Annotated in this window: 19 protein-coding genes; 11 read left to right on the top strand and 8 right to left on the bottom strand. The window is 51.5% G+C overall.

What is annotated here, in order from left to right; all coding sequences use genetic code 11:
- Positions 1 to 105 precede the first annotated feature (105 nt).
- Positions 106 to 1278: an epoxide hydrolase family protein gene (locus tag MKZ15_RS12860; protein ID WP_339816440.1), complete on the bottom strand. Its 1173-nt coding sequence runs from the start codon at positions 1276 to 1278 to the stop codon at positions 106 to 108.
- Between the two features lie 208 nt (positions 1279 to 1486).
- Between MKZ15_RS12860 and MKZ15_RS12855 the strand changes: the two genes are divergently transcribed.
- Complete coding sequence (locus MKZ15_RS12855) at positions 1487 to 2239, top strand: AraC family transcriptional regulator (protein ID WP_339816439.1); 753 nt, start codon at positions 1487 to 1489, stop codon at positions 2237 to 2239.
- Positions 2240 to 2371: 132 nt separating this feature from the next.
- Here MKZ15_RS12855 and MKZ15_RS12850 read toward each other — a convergent pair whose 3' ends face one another.
- The 4 genes from MKZ15_RS12850 to MKZ15_RS12835 all read right to left on the bottom strand — a co-directional run bounded on the left by MKZ15_RS12850 (position 2372) and on the right by MKZ15_RS12835 (position 4781).
- Entirely contained in the window at positions 2372 to 2941 is a 570-nt protein-coding gene (locus MKZ15_RS12850) for a YdeI/OmpD-associated family protein (protein WP_339816438.1), read from the bottom strand.
- A 4-nt stretch (positions 2942 to 2945) separates the two neighbouring features.
- The gene (locus MKZ15_RS12845; RefSeq protein WP_339816437.1) at positions 2946 to 3464 is read right to left on the bottom strand and encodes a DinB family protein; all 519 of its coding nucleotides are present in this window, start codon (positions 3462 to 3464) and stop codon (positions 2946 to 2948) included.
- Between the two features lie 64 nt (positions 3465 to 3528).
- On the bottom strand, positions 3529 to 4452 hold the full coding sequence (locus tag MKZ15_RS12840; RefSeq protein WP_339816436.1) for a YafY family protein: 924 nt from the start codon (positions 4450 to 4452) through the stop codon (positions 3529 to 3531).
- Positions 4449 to 4781 (bottom strand): helix-turn-helix domain-containing protein, encoded by a 333-nt coding sequence (locus tag MKZ15_RS12835; protein ID WP_155607929.1) that lies wholly within the window; start codon positions 4779 to 4781, stop codon positions 4449 to 4451. Before MKZ15_RS12835 ends, MKZ15_RS12840 begins: the two co-directional genes overlap by 4 nt.
- A 105-nt stretch (positions 4782 to 4886) precedes the next feature.
- Between MKZ15_RS12835 and MKZ15_RS12830 the strand changes: the two genes are divergently transcribed.
- The 8 genes from MKZ15_RS12830 to MKZ15_RS12795 all read left to right on the top strand — a co-directional run bounded on the left by MKZ15_RS12830 (position 4887) and on the right by MKZ15_RS12795 (position 15551).
- Positions 4887 to 5270, top strand: coding sequence for a RidA family protein (locus tag MKZ15_RS12830; RefSeq protein WP_339816435.1), 384 nt, complete (start codon positions 4887 to 4889; stop codon positions 5268 to 5270).
- Between the two features lie 207 nt (positions 5271 to 5477).
- Positions 5478 to 7130 carry an extracellular solute-binding protein gene (locus MKZ15_RS12825; RefSeq protein ID WP_339816434.1) on the top strand — a complete coding sequence of 551 codons (1653 nt, stop codon included), beginning with the start codon at positions 5478 to 5480 and terminating at the stop codon, positions 7128 to 7130.
- 60 nt (positions 7131 to 7190) lie between these two features.
- Positions 7191 to 8114 (top strand): ABC transporter permease subunit, encoded by a 924-nt coding sequence (locus MKZ15_RS12820; RefSeq protein ID WP_155607932.1) that lies wholly within the window; start codon positions 7191 to 7193, stop codon positions 8112 to 8114.
- A gap of 10 nt (positions 8115 to 8124) precedes the next feature.
- A complete protein-coding gene (locus tag MKZ15_RS12815; protein ID WP_155607933.1) occupies positions 8125 to 9006 on the top strand; it encodes a carbohydrate ABC transporter permease in 882 nt (293 codons plus the stop codon).
- A 52-nt stretch (positions 9007 to 9058) separates the two neighbouring features.
- Positions 9059 to 10189, top strand: coding sequence for a glycoside hydrolase family 88 protein (locus MKZ15_RS12810; RefSeq protein ID WP_339816433.1), 1131 nt, complete (start codon positions 9059 to 9061; stop codon positions 10187 to 10189).
- 201 nt (positions 10190 to 10390) lie between these two features.
- A complete protein-coding gene (locus MKZ15_RS12805; protein WP_339816432.1) occupies positions 10391 to 12763 on the top strand; it encodes a helix-turn-helix domain-containing protein in 2373 nt (790 codons plus the stop codon).
- Positions 12760 to 14439, top strand: a complete 1680-nt coding sequence (locus MKZ15_RS12800) for an extracellular solute-binding protein (RefSeq protein ID WP_339816431.1) — start codon at positions 12760 to 12762, stop codon at positions 14437 to 14439. The genes MKZ15_RS12805 and MKZ15_RS12800 overlap by 4 nt, the downstream gene beginning before the upstream one ends.
- Before the next feature lie 182 nt (positions 14440 to 14621).
- On the top strand, positions 14622 to 15551 hold the full coding sequence (locus tag MKZ15_RS12795; protein WP_339816430.1) for a hypothetical protein: 930 nt from the start codon (positions 14622 to 14624) through the stop codon (positions 15549 to 15551).
- Between the two features lie 37 nt (positions 15552 to 15588).
- Here the strand turns inward: MKZ15_RS12795 and MKZ15_RS12790 are convergent, their stop codons facing one another.
- The 3 genes from MKZ15_RS12790 to MKZ15_RS12780 are packed head-to-tail and all read right to left on the bottom strand — an operon-like array spanning position 15589 to position 19417.
- On the bottom strand, positions 15589 to 16683 hold the full coding sequence (locus MKZ15_RS12790) for a GerAB/ArcD/ProY family transporter (protein ID WP_339816429.1): 1095 nt from the start codon (positions 16681 to 16683) through the stop codon (positions 15589 to 15591).
- A gap of 26 nt (positions 16684 to 16709) precedes the next feature.
- Positions 16710 to 17855, bottom strand: a complete 1146-nt coding sequence (locus tag MKZ15_RS12785; RefSeq protein ID WP_339816428.1) for a Ger(x)C family spore germination protein — start codon at positions 17853 to 17855, stop codon at positions 16710 to 16712.
- Positions 17856 to 17899: 44 nt separating this feature from the next.
- A complete protein-coding gene (locus tag MKZ15_RS12780; protein ID WP_339816427.1) occupies positions 17900 to 19417 on the bottom strand; it encodes a spore germination protein in 1518 nt (505 codons plus the stop codon).
- Between the two features lie 251 nt (positions 19418 to 19668).
- On the opposite strand from MKZ15_RS12780, the gene MKZ15_RS12775 reads away from it, so the two are divergent.
- Together MKZ15_RS12775 and MKZ15_RS12770 are read left to right on the top strand one after the other, a co-directional pair.
- Positions 19669 to 20133, top strand: a complete 465-nt coding sequence (locus MKZ15_RS12775; RefSeq protein ID WP_239483889.1) for a hypothetical protein — start codon at positions 19669 to 19671, stop codon at positions 20131 to 20133.
- A gap of 7 nt (positions 20134 to 20140) precedes the next feature.
- Entirely contained in the window at positions 20141 to 21160 is a 1020-nt protein-coding gene (locus MKZ15_RS12770; protein ID WP_339816426.1) for a CehA/McbA family metallohydrolase, read from the top strand.
- Positions 21161 to 21173: the final 13 nt, after the last annotated feature.

Here is a 21173-nt window from a genome sequence, read left to right as displayed (position 1 = left end):
CCAAATGTTCGGAATAAGACCGGTTGCTGGAGTGCAAAAAGGGTTAAACATAGGAAGTTCCACACCAAAGAGGCTAACCAAGCGGTTGGCCTCTTTGAATTTGGATTATCCATGGGATTGGGCAGGACGTATTGTTCGGAACGACCTAAAGAATGCGCGGATATCCTCAGCCATCAGCTCCGGTTCTTCCATGGCGGTAAAGTGACCGCCTCGGGGCATGGAAGTCCAACGGGTTACATTCAAATGGCGCGTAGCCCATTCTCTGGGCGGGGGTAAGATATCCGCCTTGAACAAAGCAAGCGCGGTCGGAACTGTGATATAACCTAGGGGCGGCAGCGTATGAGCATTTTCATAATACATCTCGGCAGCCGATCCAACCGTGTTCGTGACCCAATAAATCATGATATGTGTGAGTAGTTCGTCCTCCGTGAATCGCTGCCGGAGATCTCCGTTGCAATCGCTCCAGGCACGGAGCTTCTCAAGGATCCAGCTGGCTAATCCGACGGGAGAATCGGACAGGGCAAAAGCTAACGTTTGGGGGCGTGTCGACTGAATGGACATATAGCCGCCCTCTTGCGCTACCCATGCCGTAGCCGCTTGTTGATATCGCCGTTCTTCTTCGGAAAGTCCTGACTCATCCGCTGCATTCATGAGTGCTCGTATAATCCCGATGTCCGTGAGATGGATGCCGTACAACAGCTCGGGATGGTTTGCGGCCAGATATCGGGTCACTCCGGAGCCAATATCCCCGCCGGCAGCTGCAAACTTCTCGTAACCTAACTCCTCGGTCATGAGCTTCGCCCATATGTCTGAGACACGGGAGTTGTTGATACCTGGACGAGCAGGGCGGCTGGAGAACCCGAATCCGGGCACGGAGGGGACGATGACATCAAAAGCGTCCTCCGCGCGGCCGCCGTAACTGACCGGATCGGTAAGCAGCGGGATGATTTTCTCATAACGAAGGTAACTGTCGGGCCACCCGTGGGTGAGAATCAGGGGCAGGGGGTTCGGTCCTTTCCCGCGCTCATACACGAAGTGGATGTCGATCTCATCGATGCGAGTGCGGAACTGGGAGAAACGGTTTAGCTTGGCTTCTTGGGCTCGCCAGTCATATTGATCCTTCCAGTAGGACACCAAGGATTGCAAATACGATCGTTCCGTGCCCCGGTCCCATCCGGTGTTATGGGGTTGATCGGGCCAACGAACGCGATGGAGCCGGTTCTTCAAATCGTCCAAGATTTCTTCGGAAACGTGAATGTGAAAGGGCTCTAGTGCCATAGGGTTTTCCTCCTTCTCTTGCTACATCGTTCATTATATCCCCCCAAAAGATGTGATACACTGGCATATATGAAGGATCTGACTATACGATTTGATAGGTGAGGCCATGCCGTTATTAGACCGATACAAGAACCGAACCGTTAACATTGAGTTTGTCCCGAAAGAGGATTTAAGGCGACTTCCTTGTCCAGAGCGGCGGGCTCTGGTCTTGATTACTTCCGGAAGCATGCACGGGACCTTAAACGAACATCCCATCTCTCTAGTTGCTCCAGCTGTCCTATGCTTGGCTGAACACGATGAGCTGAACGTGACAGACATGCACCAGGTGGCTGCTCAAGCCTTTCATTTTCATCCCGATTTCCTGAACAGCGTTAGGTTATCCGAAACGGAGATGTATTTTCCGTCGGCCCCCAGCATCCAAACCGGGCTTTCGCTGTTTCGAAGAGAGGATCCTTATCCAGGCATCCCCCGACTCACCGCAAGCGCCTATCCGCATATCTTTGAATGGTTTTTTGTGCTTGGCATGGAAGTAATGGCGCAAAGCGATGAGCGGTGGGCGTGTCGCATTAAGAAATATCTCATTCAGATACTAGGCTTGCTGGAGGAGTTGAATCAATATCGCGAACCCTCCCCAGTGGACCAAGTGTTAGAGTATATCCACACGAATTATTCCAGGAAGATAACGCTGGAGGACTTGACGGAGACCGCCCATTTGAACCGCGTAACGTTAAATAAGCTGTTTCAGGAGAGATGCGGTTCGACCGCGATGGTCTACTTGCTCTCTTATCGATTGAAGGTGGCATGTGAGCTCTTAACCCACACCGATATGAACCTCAACGATATTGCGCGCGCGACCGGGTTTGAATATGACACCTATTTCATCAAACAGTTCACGTCCAAGAAGGGGATATCCCCGACGACGTATCGGAACAACTCTCGCAAGTTTTCTAACGTTCAATAAGAGTTCAGGTCTTTTTCAGGGAGGATAGAATGAGGCGCTTAAGCAAAGTAAGCGGTTGTCTAACTGCGATGGGATAACCCAGCAGCAAGAAATCTTTAAGGTGACTTCCGAGTGAATCGTTAGTCGAATCCGCTAGTCCTCCAGCAACCGCCCATGATCATGCCATTGCCCATACATTTGATTAGATCTTGTATGGCTTATGAATTTATCCAGTCTGCTTTGAAATAATTCGGGCTGGTGGATGACGCTTTGGATCGTGTCGATGCGAATGCGCTGATAAAGCGCCGGGAAAGCCAGGAAGTTCTCGTATACTTGCGGATCTTCTTGCAACCGTTGTTCGATCACGCTGTCGATCTGAAAGGAATCGGGATCCATCTCAGGAAGAACCCTTCGTCCTTCAGCCGTCATGAGCCCCAGCTTCTCCAGGCGACGAACTCGCGCTTTATTTAATTCCGTCCATGAACTCTTCAACCTACGAGGAGACAGCCGTTGGGCTGTCTCTGTTGGGTTGATTTTCTTCTTGGTACTGTCGATCCAGCCGAAGCACAACGCTTCTTCGACCGCATCCAAATATAACAAGGTATCCGGAGCCCGCTTCATACTCACTACGACCCAACATGAATTCGCAGTCCGGCTATTCTCCTGCAGCCATACCCTCAGTTCTTCTCTTGATTTCAACGGAAGCAAATGATGGATGTCCATCGTTTTAACCCCGAGTTGCCGCTGGTTCCTGATACCAATACAGCGCATAGTCGTTCATGGTGGAAGCGTGGCCGAGCTGACGCAGCATGGTCGATAGGTTCCCCCTGTGATACGATCCGTGATTGACGAGATGCAGCACCATTTCCGACAGGCGGGTTTGGCGGGGACCGGCGAACGGATTATTTAACAGCACGCTTTGCTCCAAATCGGGTTGGCCTTGGAACCAGGTGCTGAACTGTTCGGCTAACTCGTTATAAGCATGGGCGTAATCATCCAGGGATTCCAGGACACGTTCGTTTAACGGACGAGTGGCTTGAAAGGCCTCCGGCATCTCCATCCCGGTTAGCACCAGATACCACATTTGATCCACGGCATAGATATGGCTCAGGGCATGGGCCAAAGTGGGGAACGAGGTGTTGACTTCTTGGCTTAATACGGAAGGAGGGAGCTCCCGGATTCTTCCCAGGATCGTTTGGTTCGCCCAAGTGTGATATTTGTACATCTCTTCTGGAATCGTTGTCATTTTCGAATCTCTCCTTTAGTTGTTGATGTCCTGATTATAAAAAAAGAAGTATGACAACAGACTGTCATACTTCTTCATAAAGTTGAAGCGCCTTTTGAAGTTGTTCTTTGACGATGTCGCGAAGCCCCAAGGGTTCAAGGACCTCGGCGCCGCTGCCGAAGCTAAGCAGAATGGACCAAAGCCAGCGCGCGTTAAGGGGCTGATGCACGGATATGCGTACCGTCATACTCCCATCGTCGTGAAATTGCTTCTCCGCCAACTGAAAATGATCCATCACATCCGCCAACGCCTCGGGACGGACCCGGATCACGACGTCTTCCATCTGATCCTTATCCTCCCCAGTCTTCTGACCGAGATCGTTCTGTTCCAAGGCTTCAAGATGCGGCCCAAACGTATCCTGCGTCAGCATCACATTCAACATTCGCGATAAGCGGAATTCCCGATAATCCTGACGTGAACGGCAATATCCGTAGACGTACCAATTGCCGAATTTGAAATGAAGGCGCAGCGGCTCCAGTTCGCGAGTCCGGCGTTCATTTTGAGCATTGATGTACTCGAAGCGAACGAGGTTTCGCTGGGTAATGGCCGAGCGCAGAAGAGGGAGCACGCCGAAAGCCGTCCGACGAGTCTCCAAATCCACGGACAGGCTTGGCATCCGATATTCCGGTTCAATGGTTTGCAAACGCTCGATGGTTCCTTGCGCGCGTTCGTCTTCAAATACGGAGGAGAGACTGTTCAACACGGTAATGAGGGAGGCCACATCATAGGTACCGAGCAAGCTTTTGTCCATCTTATAACCGTCCATAATGCCGTATCCGCCTTTGGTTCCCTGGTACGCAACAACCGGGAAGCCTGCCGCGCAGAGCACATCGATATCCCGATAGATCGTTCTTTGGGAAACCTGAAACTCTTCGGCTAGCAAGGCTGCAGACAAAACGTCATGATTTAGCAGTTTGTAGACAATGGAGATCAATCGCTCCAATTTCATAAATTGCTCCTTCCCCAATCGCATAACTGTTCCATCACGGGGATAAGGGTTTCTGCTTTCGGGGTTAGCCGGTACTCAACCTTAGGAGGGACTTGCGGATATTCCTTCCGATCCACCAGACCATCCGCTTCCAGTTCTTTAAGTTGGGAGCTGAGCATCTTATAAGTAATTGGGCCGATCCGTCTTTTTAGCTCATTGAAGCGAACCGGCTGGTTTTCCGCCAGGAGGTATATAATCAACATTTTCCACTTCCCGCCGATGACTGACAGGGTATACCCAAACGGTGTTTCGTGAATGTTACCTTCGCCTTGGTAATCCGCCGTTCCCATCTTTACACTATCCTTTCGGGTAGTACCTATCTAAATAGTGCGTACTACTTATTATTTTGTGCCCAGTTTATACTATCCTTACTTTGATGTAAAGGAGAGAAAACAATGGCACATATCCAAACGTACAATCATGATTTATGGGATCACGGTATTACCCAGGGCTACGCGGTGAACGGGACACTCTACATTTCAGGACAATTCTCCCACGATGCGCAAGGCGCATTTGTTGGTGCGGGGGATATCGAGGCCCAAACCCGACAGACGCTCGACAATCTGGATCGCGTGCTCGAGAGCTTTGGAGCCAAGAGAGCGAACCTTGCTTATCTGGAGATTTATTTGACCCACCCACAGGAGCATTTTGAAGCTGTCCTTGGGTTGTTTAAGGACTATGTAGGAGAACATCGGCCGGCCGGCAGCTTGCTTGGCGTGACTTACCTGGCGTCGCCGGAGCAACTGATCGAAATCAGCGCCGTTGCTCATCTAGATTAACCCCGATCTGGTCCCACATATGCTCACTGAACCTAAGCGTTCGGTGGGCATTTTTTACATATCATCAACCCCATTAGATCAATGATCAATTGACCCCGAACGAAATCAACATTCCATTGGAGGTTTTGCCCATAGGCTCGCCCTGATCACCACCCTTATGCTGGGGATGGGTTAATGACTATCACTCATTATGGAGGGGGAAGGTTCATGAACACAAGATCGATCACCCGATGGGTATCAACCGGTCTGGCCATCGGCTTGCTTGGAACCACGCTGCTGGCTTGCTCAAATGGAGGGCAGGCGAATCGTGGAACTCAGAACGAAGAAGGAGTCAATTCAGGAGGGAATACGTCGGTGACGGAGGCGACGACCTATCCCATTCAAACCGATAAGTCGCTAACGTATTGGGGGGATCTGACAGGAAACCTGATCGGAGTGGTGAACTCGCTTAACGACGTGCCTTTCTTTCAGAAGTGGCAGGAGAAAACCGGGGTTCAACTCGAATTTACGTCACCGCCAGCCGGTCAAGCTAAAGAGGCGCTAAATGTCATGCTGGCATCGGGTGATTTGCCGGATATGATCGAATACAATTTCATGAGTTTTCCCGGCGGACCTGAGAAAGCGATCAGTGATGGATACATTCTCCGCCTGAACGATCTCATCGACAAGCACGCGCCAAATCTGAAGAAGTATCTGGAGGAGAATCCGGATATCGATAAAATGGTAAAAACCGATAGCGGCAGCTACTACGTGTTCCCGTTTATCCGGGGGGATGAGTACCTGCGGGTATTCCAGGGACCCATCATCCGTAAGGACTGGCTGGATGACTTAGGACTACCGGTGCCGGAAACCATCGATGAGTGGACCGCAACGCTAAGAGCGTTCAAAGAGAAGAAGGGAGCCGCTGCTCCGCTTTCGATGGTCAGCAAGCCACGATTCTTTAATGAATCTTACAACGGGGCGTTCCTTGGCGCTTATGGAGTGACGCTTGGCTTCTACCAAGAAGACGGCGCGATTAAGTTCGGACCCGCGGAATCCGGCTTCAAAGAATATTTAAGATTGTTCCAGAGCTGGTACAAGGAAGGGTTGCTTGATAAAAATATCGCCACGGTCGACTCCAAAGCGATGGACAGTAACCTTGCTGCCGGCGCCACGGGTGCCACGATCGGCAACGCCGGCGGCGGGATCGGAAAGTGGCAGCCGCTAGTGGAAGCGAACGATCCGAAGGCGGTGCTGGTGGCTGCCCCTTATCCGGTGCTGAACAAAGGCGACAAGCCGAAATTCGGACAGCGGAATCAGGCGTACTCGTCCGAAGGAACGGTCGCGATAACGACGGCGTCCAAGGATCCGGAGCTCGCGGTACGACTGCTGGATTACGGTTACAGCGAGGAAGGGCATATGTTCTTCAACTTCGGGGAAGAAGGCGTAAGCTACGAGATGGTGGACGGGTATCCGAAATACACGGACTTGCTCCTGAAGAACCCCGACAAACTTGCGCCGGCGCAAGCGATCTCGTTACACGCCCGCGGCAGCTATAACGGACCGTTCGTGCAAGACAAACGTTACGCGGAGCAGTTCTTCGCCCTGCAAACGCAGCGGGATGCCATCGAAATCTGGAAGAATACCGATGCCGCGAAATACCAGCTGCCTCCGATCACGCCAACGCCTGAAGAAAGCTCGGAATATGCGGCGATTATGAACGATATCAACACGCTGGTGGATGAGATGACGATCAAGATCATTTTGGGTGAAGAGTCTGTCGACCAATTCGAAAGCTACGTGGAGAAGATGAAGTCTCTTCGCCTAGACCGGGCGATCGAGATCCAGACGGCGGCACTGGAGCGTTACAACAGCCGGTAATCGCAATGCGGGAGGGCGCGTACGCCCTCCCGAATAGAAATGGGGTGTATCCGAACACGCATGAGCAAACCAACCTCCTTCAAACGACGTTTCGTCCGCGACTTCCGGATGAACAAATACCTGTATCTGATGATGATTCCCGTCATCGCCTATTATGTTATTTTCCATTACGGCCCGATGTACGGCGCGATCATCGCATTTAAGGACTTCACCCCGATCAAGGGGATTCTCGGGAGCGACTGGGTTGGACTGAAGCATTTCGAGGACTTCTTCGGAAGCTACTATTTCCTGCGGGTGCTCAAAAACACGATACTCATCAGTTTATATACGTTGGTGTTTGAGTTTCCGGCACCGATTCTCTTGGCCTTGCTGATCAACGAGGTGCGCCGCCGCTACTTTAAACGGGTCGTACAAACGATTACGTACATGCCGTATTTTATCTCCCTGGTGGTGATCTGCGGCATCATTACTGATTTTACCAATGCAGACGGCTTGATAAACCGCTTGTTCATGCTGCTGGGGTACGATGGGCAAGCGATGCTGCAGAAGCCGGAGCTGTTCCGGCCGATTTATGTGTTGTCTGAGATCTGGCAGCGCATCGGATGGGAATCGATTATTTATATCGCGGCTTTGATGAGCATCGATCTGGAGCAATACGAGGCGGCGCGAATGGACGGAGCCAGTCGGCTTAAGCAGATGATCTATATCACGCTACCGGGGCTGCTGCCTGTCATCACCATCATGTTCATCCTGCGGATGGGGAATCTGCTTAATGTTGGTTTCGAAAAAATCATTCTGCTCTACAACCCGGTCACGTACGAGACGGCGGATGTCATTTCGTCGTTCGTGTACCGCAAGGGTCTGCTGGAATTCGGCTGGAGCTACAGCTCCGCCGTTGGGTTATTTAATTCGGTGATCAATCTCGCGCTGCTCGTCTCCGCGAACTACATCAGCCGCAAAGTGAATGAAAACAGCTTATGGTGAGGTGAAAGCGATGAAGACGGAAAGCAGTTGGTTGGATCGGTTATTTAATCTCGTGAATTATACGCTGTTACTGTTACTCGTCATAGCTACCTTATATCCGCTGTTGTATGTCTTGTTTGCCTCCTTCAGTGATCCGGCGCGTCTGTTGGCCTACAAAGGGCTGTTATGGAGGCCGGTTGGCTTCAGTCTGGAAGCTTATCGGAGCGTGCTGGCTAACCCGGGGATCGGGGTAGGGTTTCGCAATACGTTGTTTATCGTCGTGTTTGGGGTGACCGTCAACATTTTTATGACCGCCTTAGGGGCTTATGTGTTATCCCGCAAAAACGTGATGTGGAACAAGGTCTTTATGTTCCTCATCGTGTTCACAATGTTCTTCGGCGGCGGTCTGATCCCCATGTACTTGGTCGTCAAGGGCGTTGGCCTCCTGGACTCGCTATGGTCCACGATTATCCCGTTTGCGATTGGCACTTTTAATTTAATCATCATGCGAACCTCGTTTATGGGAATTCCGGACAGTTTGGAGGAATCGGCGAAGATCGATGGGGCGAATCATTTTACGATTCTGTTTCGGATCATTTTGCCGCTCTCGATGCCCGTGATCGCCGTGATGATTTTGTATTATGCGGTGGATAAATGGAATGGTTGGTTTTATGCCTCGGTGTTCATCAAAAGTCGGGAGCTGTTCCCGCTGCAGCTCGTGCTTCGCGAGATCCTGATCTCCAACTCGACGGATAGCATGTCCATCGGCGCCTCGGCCGGCGATCGGTTCCAGATCGGGGAGACGATCAAGTACGCGACGATTATTGTGGCTACCTTCCCGATCATGTGCGTGTATCCCTTTTTACAGCGTTATTTTGTGAAAGGCGTTATGGTGGGATCGTTGAAGGGGTAAGGTTAAATGGATGGGAAGACAAATCGACTAGAAATCGTGTAGGAGGAGAAGCATGACAACGACCATGGAAACGATCAGTGAAGAGGTTTGGTCGCGGCTGGAAGCGAAGGTACCCCGCATGCTGGCATCTCTGGGGAATAAGTGCCCCCATGTTGCGGGATCGGACGGAATCTATGACGATACAAGGCTGGATTGGTGGACCTCGGGGTTCTGGCCGGGCATCCTGTGGCTGATGCATGACATGACGGGGGAACAATCCCTAAAGGACGCCGCCTGGTCTTGGGATGAACGCTTGTTTAAGTTGTTCCAGGAGGAGAACGCTTTTGATCATGACGTAGGTTTCCACTACTTGCCAACGGCGGTCTTCAAATATAAGCTGACAGGCGACAAAGACGCTCTTCGCCGGGGGTTATTTGCGGCGAATTACCTGGCCGGGCGCTTCAACCCGCGGGGCGGTTATATTCGGGCATGGAACGGCGGCGATAAGGCCGGCTGGTCAATTATCGATACGATGATGAACGTATCGCTGTTATTCTGGGCTTCCGAGGAAAGCGGGGATCCGCGGTTTGCCCATATCGCCAGAGCTCATGCGGATAGGGTCATGAGAGAGTTCGTGCGAGCGGACGGTTCTACCCATCATATCGTTGCTTTCGACCCGGAAACGGGTGAACGCATAGAGGCGCTTGGCGGGCAAGGCGCGGGTCCCGACTCCGCCTGGAGCCGGGGAAACGCTTGGGCGCTTTACGGACTGGCGAATACGTACCGCTACACCGGCGACTCTGCGTACTTAAGCGCGGCCCAGCGCGTGGCGAACTTTTTTATCGCCGGGTTGCCGGAGGACAGCGTTCCGCCGTGGGATTTCCGCGCATCGCAAGTAGAGGAGGGAGAAGAAGTTCCACGCGACACCTCGGCTGGAGCGATCGCCGCATCCGGCTTGCTGGAGCTGGCGGGCTTGCTGGATGAGCCGATTGGCCGACCTTACCGGGCAGCGGCCGAGCGCATCCTCGGCTCGCTGGCAGCAAAGTACGCCACCTGGGATGATCCGCAGCATGAGGCGATCCTGCTGCAGGGAACCGGCCACAAGCCGGCCAACCAGAACGTGAACGTTTCGTTGATCTACGGAGATTATTTCTTTGTCGAGACATTCGCTAAGCTTAGAGGCTGGAGCCGGCGTATTTTCTAAAGTTCAGCCCAATAGAATCGGCCCGAAGGACCGCAAGGTTTCTTCGGGTTATTGGCGTTGGTAAGGGTGAAGTCCCGCTCGCGTGCCGTAATTGTCAATCGAATTGAACTTTTTATCTATAGGCTTTTGCCTAGGGACCACGTTATAATTAGGACTTGATCCGATGCACCGACAAACCGGAAAGATACGGGGGAGAAACGGATGCTGAACATTCAATCCTTGTGGCGGAAGCGGGAAAGCGTGATTGTGACCTGGCTCGTTTCGTATAGTGCAGTGTTGTTCGTGCCGATTCTGATCAGCCTCGTCATTTATGCTCAAGCCAATGCGGCTCTCAAGAGCGAAATTCACCGGGCGAACGATTCGCTGCTGAAGCAAATGCGCTATACGATCGATACGCAGATCGATCTAATGAAGCGGCTGAATATGGAGATGACCTGGAGTCCGAACCTGCAGACGCTCATGTACTCGACCCAGTCCGAGGCTGAAGCTCCTTATACCGCTTATCAGTTGGTCAAAGAATTTCGCTTGTTCAAGACGTCGTATGCAACGATTGATGAATTTTACGTGGTTTGGAAGAAGGGCGATGCGATCCTCCGGGCGGGCAATATCCGGGATTTGCCAACCGCTTTTCATACGATCCACCAGACGGGTGCGATGAGTATGGAGGCCTGGGAACGCCTCGTTTTGGAAGCGGATACAAACCGATTTGTGGTGCTTCCTCATCTGAATGCGGGGCCGGCGGAATCCTCCATCGCTTATGTTACGCAGTTGCCGCCGAATCTGAATGGTCAAGAGACGGGGGCCGTCGTGGTCATGACGGATACAAGCCGGTTCCAGCAAGCGATCGAGGGGATCTCGGGCTTCAGTGAGGGTCTGCTGCTGATTCTAAATCAGAATAACGAAGTCTTGATGACGAATCGAAATAATGCCGATGTACTGCTCCCGTTTATGGACGGGAACCGCGTCAGGCTGGATCAAGCACAAACAGGCGAATCCGAATTGTTCTACATGGATTCCGCGATATCAGATCTTAAATATGCCTTGATTATCCCAAGCGGATTGTATTGGGAAAAGGCCGTCAACGTCCGTAACTTCACTTATGTCAGTATCCTGGTTAGCTTGGTTGGCGCCGGCGTGCTGACGTGGTTCTTCATGCGGCGCAACTACTCGCCGATTCAACAGCTGGTGGAATCGCTGACGGATAAGACTACACAAACCTTACCGGGGGAGACCAACGAATTGCGCTTCATCCAGAACATGATCCTGCGTACGCGGACGGAGAAGAACGAGATTGCGCAGCAGCTCCAGAAGCATCAGCAGGTGTTACGGTCCAACCTGATTTACCGGCTGCTCAAAGGTAAAACCGATCCCCTGGTTCCTTATGAAGAGTCGTTTCGTTCGTTTCAGATGTCGCTGCATTCCCTGGATTTTGCTGTCATCTTGTTTGTCATCGAAAATGAGGATCATCTCTACGACAAGCTGCCGGGCGTGGGCCTGAACGAACGGAGCAAGCTGATTCAGCTTATCATCTCCAACGTAGTGGAGGAGCTGGTCGAAAGTCGCGGGCACGCCGGATACGTCGCGGAGGCGGATGAGATGATGGTATGCCTGGTGAATCTGCGGACGGATTCCTCCCTTTGGAGTCAGGAACTGAGCGAGATCGCGGTGGACGCGCAGCGGTTCTTGGAACGGTATGACATGGAGTTGACCATCTCGATCAGCGGACGTCATTCATCCTGGATCGGCATTCACGAAGCGTATCAAGAAGCGGTGGACGCGATGGAGTACAAGATGGTTTTGGGCAAGAAAGGCATCATCGCTTACGGGGATATCCGTCAGGAGTCAGCGGTAGGTCCATACGGGTACGATTATCCGCTGCAAGCCGAGCAGCAGCTCATCAACTTGATGAAGGCCGGCGATGCCGACCAGGCCGGCAGTTATATGAATGAGATTATGAAGCGGAATTTGGAACAGCCGGTGATGTCGCTCAACGTTGCGAAATGCCTCATGTTCAATCTGGTGAGCACCATGATCAAGGTCATTCATGAAATAGGCGGCCACGATGACGATGAGAGGCTGGCCGGCTATCCGCTCTGGATCGACGATGTTCTGGCCTGCGATACCGTTCAGGAAATGCAAAGCGCATTACATGGCTTGTTGGAAGAGGTTTGTACGTTTGCCGCTGCGAAACGCGTAAGTCATCTGTCGAGGGAGCGAGAGGACTCGCTTCGCAGCCTGTCGGAGCAAGTGACTGCTTATATAGCGGCTCGTTACAGCGACGTGAATTTGAATGTAAATGCGATCGGTGACCATTTTGGCATGAAGGGCAGTTATCTGTCCAAGCTTTACAAGAATCAGACGGGTGAAGGGTTGCTGGACAGCATCCATCGAAGCCGAATCGAGAAGGCGAAGGAGCTGATGCGGTTCCAAACCGATTCGATCAGCGAGCTCTCCAAGGTCGTGGGGTATAACGATGCGGCCACATTTATTCGGGTGTTCAAAAAATATGAAGGGATCACGCCTGGCAGATATAAAGAGATCAGCGGAATGAACGGGAAGGAGGCTACGGGATGAATCGAACGGGTAAGCGGAAGGGGCGGCTTCCGATGATAGACCGGGGATGGACAGTGACGCTGATGCTGGCGCTGCTGGTCGTTTTGCTGGGAGCATGCGATCCTTCTGAAGGGTTACCTCGCGTGAACTCGGCGGCCTTCGCGGGAAAGTCGCAGATGTTGGGGTCAGGTGAGGACAATGCCCTCGACACACCGCTAACGTTAACTTACTGGGCAGAACTGAACGGAAATGCGGCCAGCATTAAATCCAACTTTAATGAGGTCCCCTTCTTCCAGGAATGGCAGCGGAGAACCGGGGTCGATTTGAATTTCATCCAGCCCCCCGCCAATCAAGGGAAGGAGGCGCTCAGCATTCTGTTGGCTTCCGGCGAGCTGCCGGATTTAATCGAATATGAATGGATCCATTATCCGGGCGGTCCTGAGAAAGCGATCAACGATGGATATATCCTGAGACTAAATGAGATCATTGATCAATATGCTCCTCATCTGAAAGAGTACCTCAGCGAGCATCCCGACATCGATCTGCAGGTTCGCACGGCCAACGGGAGTTATTACGCTTTCCCCTTCATTCAGGGCGACAAGCGACTCCGCACGTACCAAGGGCCTATCATTCGCAAGGATTGGCTTGATGAACTTGGGCTCGAGGTGCCGGAGACGATCGCAGAATGGCATGATGTGCTAATAGCATTCAAGGAACACAAGGGGGCTAAAGCGCCGCTGACGTTTCTTGGCGTACCGAATCCGCTGTTCGGCATAGAAGGTGGCGGATTCGTTGGCGCTTTTGGTATCAAGAAAGACTTCTATCAGGAGCAGGGAAAGGTGAAGTTCGGCGCGATCGAACCGGAGTATAAAGCGTTTCTTGCCTTGTTCCGCGACTGGTTCAAGGAAGGGCTGATCGATCCCAATCTTGCGGCCGTGGATTCGGAAACCCAGGACACCAGCATGATTCTTGGACGCAGCGGCGCAAGCATTTGGAATGCCGGGGCGGGGATCGGGACCTGGCTGCCTCTAATGCAGGCGAAGGACCCCTCCGTAGAACTGGCGCCGGCACCATATCCGGTGTTGAACAAAGGCGATCGTCCGAAATTCGGCCAGTTCGCCCCAGCCGTTGGCGCCAGTGGCGGCGTTGCGATCTCGACAAACAATCCGCATGTGGAGGAAGCAGCCCGAATGCTGGATTACGGGTATAGCCCGGAAGGTCATTTGTTGTTCAACTTCGGGATGGAGGGAGTCAGCTACGAAATGAAGGACGGGGATCCCACCTATACGGACCTCATCTTGAAAAATCCGAACAAATGGGCTCCGTCGCAAGCCCTGGCGATGTACACCCGAGCCAGCTATTTCGGTCCGTTTGTGCAGGATGTGCGTTATATGGAACAGTATTACACGCTGCGGGAACAGCAAGAGGCAACCCGGCTCTGGTCCGATACGGATGCCGCGCTCCACACTTTGCCATCCCTGCCTAAAACCGAGGAGGAGAGCACGGAATTCTCCATGATTATGCAAGACGTCAACCGGATCGTGGATGAGATGTCGCTTAAAATCATCTACGGAATCGAACCGCTCGATGCGTTTGAAGGCTATGTGGAGCAAATTCATACCATGGGGATTGACCGTGCGCTCCAAATCCAGCAGCGGTCCTTGGACCGGTTCAATCAAGGGCTGTCGGCTAAGTGAATGGCAGAATAGCCCAATAATCAGGCCCCGACGCCCTGCACTTTGGGTCAAATTGATCATTCGTTGACCATCCTTTTTGTGTTAATCTCATTCTGAATCGAATAACCCTGTGATAGGGGAAGTGAACCCCCTTATCCAGAGCGAGGAGAAATACGAGAAGGATTGGAGCGTAGAGAAACGAGATGAACCGAGTGAAGAATAAGGCGATACTTCTGTTATTGGCGATTTGTTTGATTTTAGCATGCGGAGTTACCTCTCCGGCCCAAGCGAAGGAGCCGCAAACCAAGGCGATTTGGGCGTGGGATTTTTATGAAGCCGCTTCGAACTCGAACAAAATCACGGCGTTATTGAAGTTTTTGAAAGAACAGGACATCAACCTGTTGTTTATCGGAACGAGCAAGACTTTACCAGATCAACCCGCTACTTACGAAGAGTTGATCCTTAGAGCACATGAGGAGGGGATTCGTGTCTTTGCGCTGGTTGGAAGAGCGGAATGGGCCTTGGAGGGCCGCCATCGCGAGGCGTTAGCTGAACTGCAACAGGTGCTTTCGTTTAATGGATCTCACCCGGCCAGTGTCTTTGACGGGATTCAATATGATATCGAACCGCACACTTTAGCGGAATACAAAACCAAGCGGGGTTCCGTCAACTATCAGTACATCCAAGTATTGAAGAAAATCGCTGGAGAAATCAAAGCAAGCGGCGACTCACTAGAGTTCAACGCAGCGATTCCCTGTTGGTATGCCTCGGGGGAGAATCCTGTGATGGTCGATACGGGTGGACAACGTAAGCCCTTAAGTTACTTTGTATTGGATATTGTGGATACCGCATCCCTGATGGCGTATCGTGACACGGCCGAACGGCAAATTCGTGCGTCTCTGGTGGAAGCGAATTACGCGGCCAAACTGGGCAAAAAGGTGTACATTGGCGCAGAGACCAGTGCGCCGAATGGTTCTACGATTCCAAATGAAATCACGTACTACAACAAAGGTTCGGTCTACTTGGACAAACAGATTAAGGCGATCAACGCGTACTATGCGCAGCACGAAGGATTCGGCGGCGTTGCGATTCATCAGTATTCCGCTTACAAAAAAATGATGCAAGGGCGCTGATACCCGAAGGGATCGATGCGGAGGAGGACGAAGGCGTTCATGCCGATCGATTGAAGGCTTGTCTGATTCTGCCTACGGTTAACAGCAGTAGGGGGATCCCTAACATATTGACGGGCAGCGCAACGGGTATCCAATAATTCAGCAAGTAGTCGGTCACCGCTTCGTTGATGTTCCGTGGTACCAAAGAGAGGAGCATGATCACGGGAGCGATGAACCAGATCATCGCTCTCCATTTTGAAATATTCAGGAATTGCGCTGTTCCATAACTGGTGATGAACAAAATAATGGCCAGCTTGATGAACACGCTGGATACCCATATGACGATCGGCAGAGGATCAAGGTTTTCGATAAACCCGAACATCGTAATTTTGCGGGACATTTCAAAAAAGGGGTACCACATTTGGGAAGACAGTTGCACTCCCAATGTCGCACAAGCCATCGTCACGGAGATCAAGACCACGATCCAAGCCGTGGTGATCGCAGCAAAAGCATATCGTGTCCCTTGCCGTGGAGTTTGCAGAAACGATGCGAGCATAAGATACTCTACGGAATGCCCTAGATAGGAGGCAGGGGCCAGAGATCCTTTGATTATTGGCGCTATACCGCTGTCCGCATACACGGGAAGCAAATAGTGAAGATTGATATTATTGATGCTGGCAATCAGGATCAGCAAAATCATGATTACCGCGATAGGTCCAAGAATCTCGCTGCAACGCGCGATCGTCTCAATCCCTCCCGAATAGGTTGCATAAATCGTTAAGGCAAGCATGATGAGAATGACCGCCCATTTCGGTGTTGACGGCAAAATCAGCGTTTGGATCACATCGTTAAATTGCCGCATCACGATCGGAAGGATGGTCAACCATTGCACGAAATAGATGAGGATCACCGCTTTGCCGAGCCATTTACCCAAAATCGTCTGACTAAGTTGGATTAAATTTTGGGTTGGGTAAAGCTTTGAGGTTTGCGTGGCTAGAAAGGTGATGATCATCACGATACATCCGGAAAGGATCACCGAAATCCACATGTCTTGCTTGGCGGCAGACACCGCAGGGGTCATCGTCATGACCATGGTCATGCCCAAGCTCATAAGGGTAATCATCCAGAACAGTTGTAAACCGGTTATTTTCATGACTATCTACCTCGATTTAAACGTGATCACGACTTCTTTAGCTGCGCGGGACCTTTTGTTCTGCCGATCCGCTCGATACGCACATGGATATTTACCTTTACTGGAACCGCCGGGTATAAGGTATCCCATTTCGTTTTGAGTTCTTTCCAGACGTAAGGGTGCTCGATATGAATTTGATCCCCAAACCCTAAAATATCCGCTCGAATGTCCTCCTGCTGCGTGTGCGAAATTAGCCTCTCCATCGATGCCTGGATATCTTCCTCATATTTCCTTTCTAACCTAACTAGTACATCTGGTTTGCTAAGATCCATTTCCGTATCGTTGGAGTTGATTTTGCCGACGATCTTGCAAGTGATCGTTATGGCTGGATCACCCTCGGTCAGTCGAGTCCGGATGTCCGTGCTTACCTTCGTCACACGCATATTGACCGTGCCGTGAAATGCGTTTTTCGGAGGAGCAAACTGCACGATCCACGTCAGATCACGGGTGTTTTTCCTAAACAACTGAAACGCCTTTTGCTGCTGCCCGGATAGAAACCCCACCAGTTTGTTGTCGCGATACATCGCAACTTTGTCGAAGACGAAGGTGGGTTGATCGGATGAGTTTTTATCGAGACGAATGGCAGGAGTAACCGGCGATTGCCCGTAAGTCGAGAGATTATGGATAAACTCGTCCGTCTTTACAGAGATGTTAAAGCCGCTTTCCATGAGATTATTCATGCCGATGGCGGGTATTTTCTCCATTTGATAAGAAGTGCTCAAGATCTCTTTGGCCGACGCGCCGTATGACGTGGCAATATAACTGTTGAAACGGCTTTCGGGAGAACGAAGCAAGGCGTCTATGATTTGGTCTATCCCATCGCGTCCGAGGCTTTCACCAATGATCAATACTCTGCGATGTCCCAGGTTGATCTTTCGGGATAATTGTTTTTGTCCCTTGTTTAACGTATCAATGGCTTCATGTGCCGTTGCCGAGACGTTCATGAAGGATGGAGAGTCCGTTCCGCCTCCGGTCTGCCCGGAGCTTGATATTTTGCTAGGGAGAGCGATCTGCATGGTGGATTCAAGCTCTCCGTTCTCCATACGATCAAATCCGGTAGCCATAACAAAAGCAAGCTCATCCAACTCTTTGCGATCCCAGCACCCCGCAAGTAAGCAGAGATATATCCCCATTATCAGCATTCTCCCAACGATTCTTCCGCGCTTCATCATTTCTTTCACTCCAGTTCTTGCTTCATGCTCTTCTGGCGTTTCTTCATCTGCTGCCATGGGGCTCTCACGAAAACGTCGGACAACCCGGACAGTTGAAACGGGGAGACGGGGGACAGATAGGAGACTCCGAAGGAACGCAAGTTCGTCAAATGAATGAGGATGGCAATTAGTCCGACGCTAACCCCGTACAATCCGAAAGTGCCTGCGCAAATCAGAAGAGGAAACCGAAGCAAGCTGATCGCTTGGCTCATCTCCGTTTGGGGGATGAGGAAGGATGCGATTCCCGTCAAAGAAACCACGATGATCAGCGGAGCAGATATAATACCTGCTTGGACCGCTGCCTGTCCGATGACAAGTGCGCCCACAATGCTGATCGTTTGGCCAACGGGACGCGGCAGGCGCACGCCAGCCTCGCGGAGCGCCTCGAAAGTCACCTCCATCATGAAGGTCTCCAGGAGCGCCGGAAACGGGATGATTTCCCGAGCGGACGCAAGGCTTAACGTCAAAGCCGTCGGAATCATCTCCGAATGATAGGTCGTGACCGCTACGAAGAGGGACGGCAAAGCTAATGCCAGGAAAGCAAATAAAAACCTTAGCATTCGCAGCATCGAGGCAAACAGAAAGTTGATATAGTAATCCTCCACTGTTTGAAACGCGAACCAGAAAGTGACGGGGAGGATGAGAGCAAAAGGCGTGCCGTCTACGAGAATCGCTACCTTCCCTTGGATCAAGGCGGCTGATACGGCATCCGGTCTTTGACTTGCTTGAATGACGGGAAAAGGCGATTTCGGGTGGTCCCGGATCAACTCCTCAATGTAACCGGAACTAAGAATGCTATCCATCTCAATCTGATTCAGTCGCTGTTTAGCCTCTTGAATGACGGACTGCGGAGCGATCCCCTCGATATAGAGGATAGCCAATTCGGTATGGGTGGTTGCTCCGATGACAGCCTTCTCCATCTTCAAATACGGACTATGTATGTTGTGTCGTATCAGGCTCATATTCACGTTCAATTTCTCAATAAAACCGATTCGTGGACCGCGGACTACCGCTTCTGTGCTTGGCTCTTCCAACGGACGCTTTAGTTCATCGTTGATATTAAAGCTCATTGCCTGTTTCATGGACTCGATGAAGATCACCACTTCGCCTTTGACGATCCGCTGAACAGCATCATTCAGCTTATTTACAATTTCCGGCAAGACGATCGAAGGCAAACGGTATTTCATGCGATCGATTACCTGTTCGTTAGATTCGGATTCCTTGATGTCCAGGTCCATGAGGGGAGAAAGCAAGCCATGCTCCAATAGCTTCCTGTCAACAAGTACGTCGAGATATACGGCCAAACAGGGCTTGGAATCAAAAATAAAGAAATTCCTTATTACTAGATCGGCGCATGACGCAAAAATTTGGCTAAGGGTCATTGCATTTTGATCAAGGCTCGAGGATAGCGTGGTTTCTGGTATCGGCTCTAAATCGGACAGTTGTTTTTTTACTTGATGGGCAAAGCGAATCTCTTTGTTCATTGGACTTCTTCTCCCTTATTCTGGATACCTTGTCACAAGGCGCATCCCTTCCTGTCATCCTGTTCCCATAGATTATCCTGAACTTTCCATTTTATGCGAGGATGTATCCTTCCCTCATCGCCTTTACAGAAGATTAACATGCGGATGATACCGCCTTGATGTTTGCCCAGTACCATGAGAGATATATGGGACCGTTCCCAGTCGGGAACAAGTCCCTAAGCAGTAATTCAAGAAGAGGACGGTGAATCATTTTGCACTTGCCGGTTCTGGATAGGAAAGGACGCTTTACACCGGAAAATTCCAAAACGCATGTCCGCATTCCGTTTCAAATAGATCAAGACTGCAAACTGCTGCAACTACGCTTTGAGTATGCTCCGAAAGTGCTGGAAGATCGTGACCGATCGTTGATGCTGCTCATGCAAAGTTTCGATTCTTACCTACTGCCGGAACAAAGAGAACCGGCGTTAACCCAAGCGGACAGTTACCTTCCGTTGAAAAATCTGATCACACTCTCGTTAGATGATCCGATCGGTTATCGAGGAGCCTGTCATCGCCATGACCCGACGTTAGAACTAGAACTCGCCGTGGACCACGCTTCACCGGGGCTGATGCCAGGCCGGCTGCTTGCCGGTGATTGGCAAGTCACGTTGAGCATTCATTGTATCGTGACGGATTCGTGCGAATATCGATTACAAATTTGGGCGGAAAGGAGTTGAAGTGGAGGTGAGATGGATAGCTTGCGAGCTGCATACGCATACGCAGCACAGCGATGGCGTCCAAACGCTGGAAGAGCTGGCGGCGGGGGCTGTTGAACTGGGCTTCGACGCGATCGCCCTAACGGACCACAACACGATGTCAGGGCTCGCGGGGAAGGATTCCATCGCTAGCCAATACGGGCTACTAATCCTGCCCGGCATGGAGTGGACAACGTTTTATGGGCATATGGTCACGCTAGGGTTAAGCGAATACGCGGATTGGCGAAGTGCGGACCCAAGCCAGATCGCAGACGGCATTCAGGCAGTGCATCGCCTTGGCGGCATTGCGGGGTTGGCCCATCCGTTCCGGATCGGGAGTCCGGCATGTACGGGATGTTATTGGGAATATGAGCTGAAGGATTGGTCCGTCGTCGATTATATCGAAGTCTGGTCCGGCACGTTCGCTTCCATCCGCACCAATAACCGACGAGCTTTTGCCCTTTGGACCGACAAGCTGAATGAGGGATTTCGGATCTCCGCGACTTCGGGTCGAGATTGGCATGCGCAGATGAAAACAGAAGAACCTCTATCAGTCACGTATCTCGGTATCCCAGACGGCGAGCAGCCGACGGAGGAACTGCTGGTTGACTCCCTGCGGGAGGGGAGAGCTACCGTTACGGTCGGGCCTCTGCTGAGCCTTGCGATATTTGCCGATGGCCATAAGTTCGAGTTAGGCTCCGTGGTCTCCTTACCGTTGCAAGCGGAGGATCAGCGGGAGTTGCAAGCTAGTGTAACCATCGATTTTACGTTGAGATCGGGATTATGGTTCTTATCCGATCAAACCTTCAAGCTAATTCTCTGCTCCGACCAGGGGCAGGAACTGGATATAGAGGTCACGTGGAGCAAAAACAACGCGAATGAGCCGGTTTGTCTATCCGGTTTGCTGCTTTCACCCGGGCCCCGAAAATGGCTGCGGGCTGAGCTTTGGGGCATTGTGCAAGGGGCTCATGCAATCATCGCTTTTACCAACCCGGTTTATTTCGATTAAGGAGGTACTTCAT

Source organism: Paenibacillus sp. FSL R7-0216 (assembly GCF_037969915.1).
Lineage (GTDB): Bacteria > Bacillota > Bacilli > Paenibacillales > Paenibacillaceae > Fontibacillus > Fontibacillus rhizolycopersici.
Note: the sequence above shows the minus strand (reverse complement) of the source record. Positions and strands in the feature narration are given on the sequence as shown.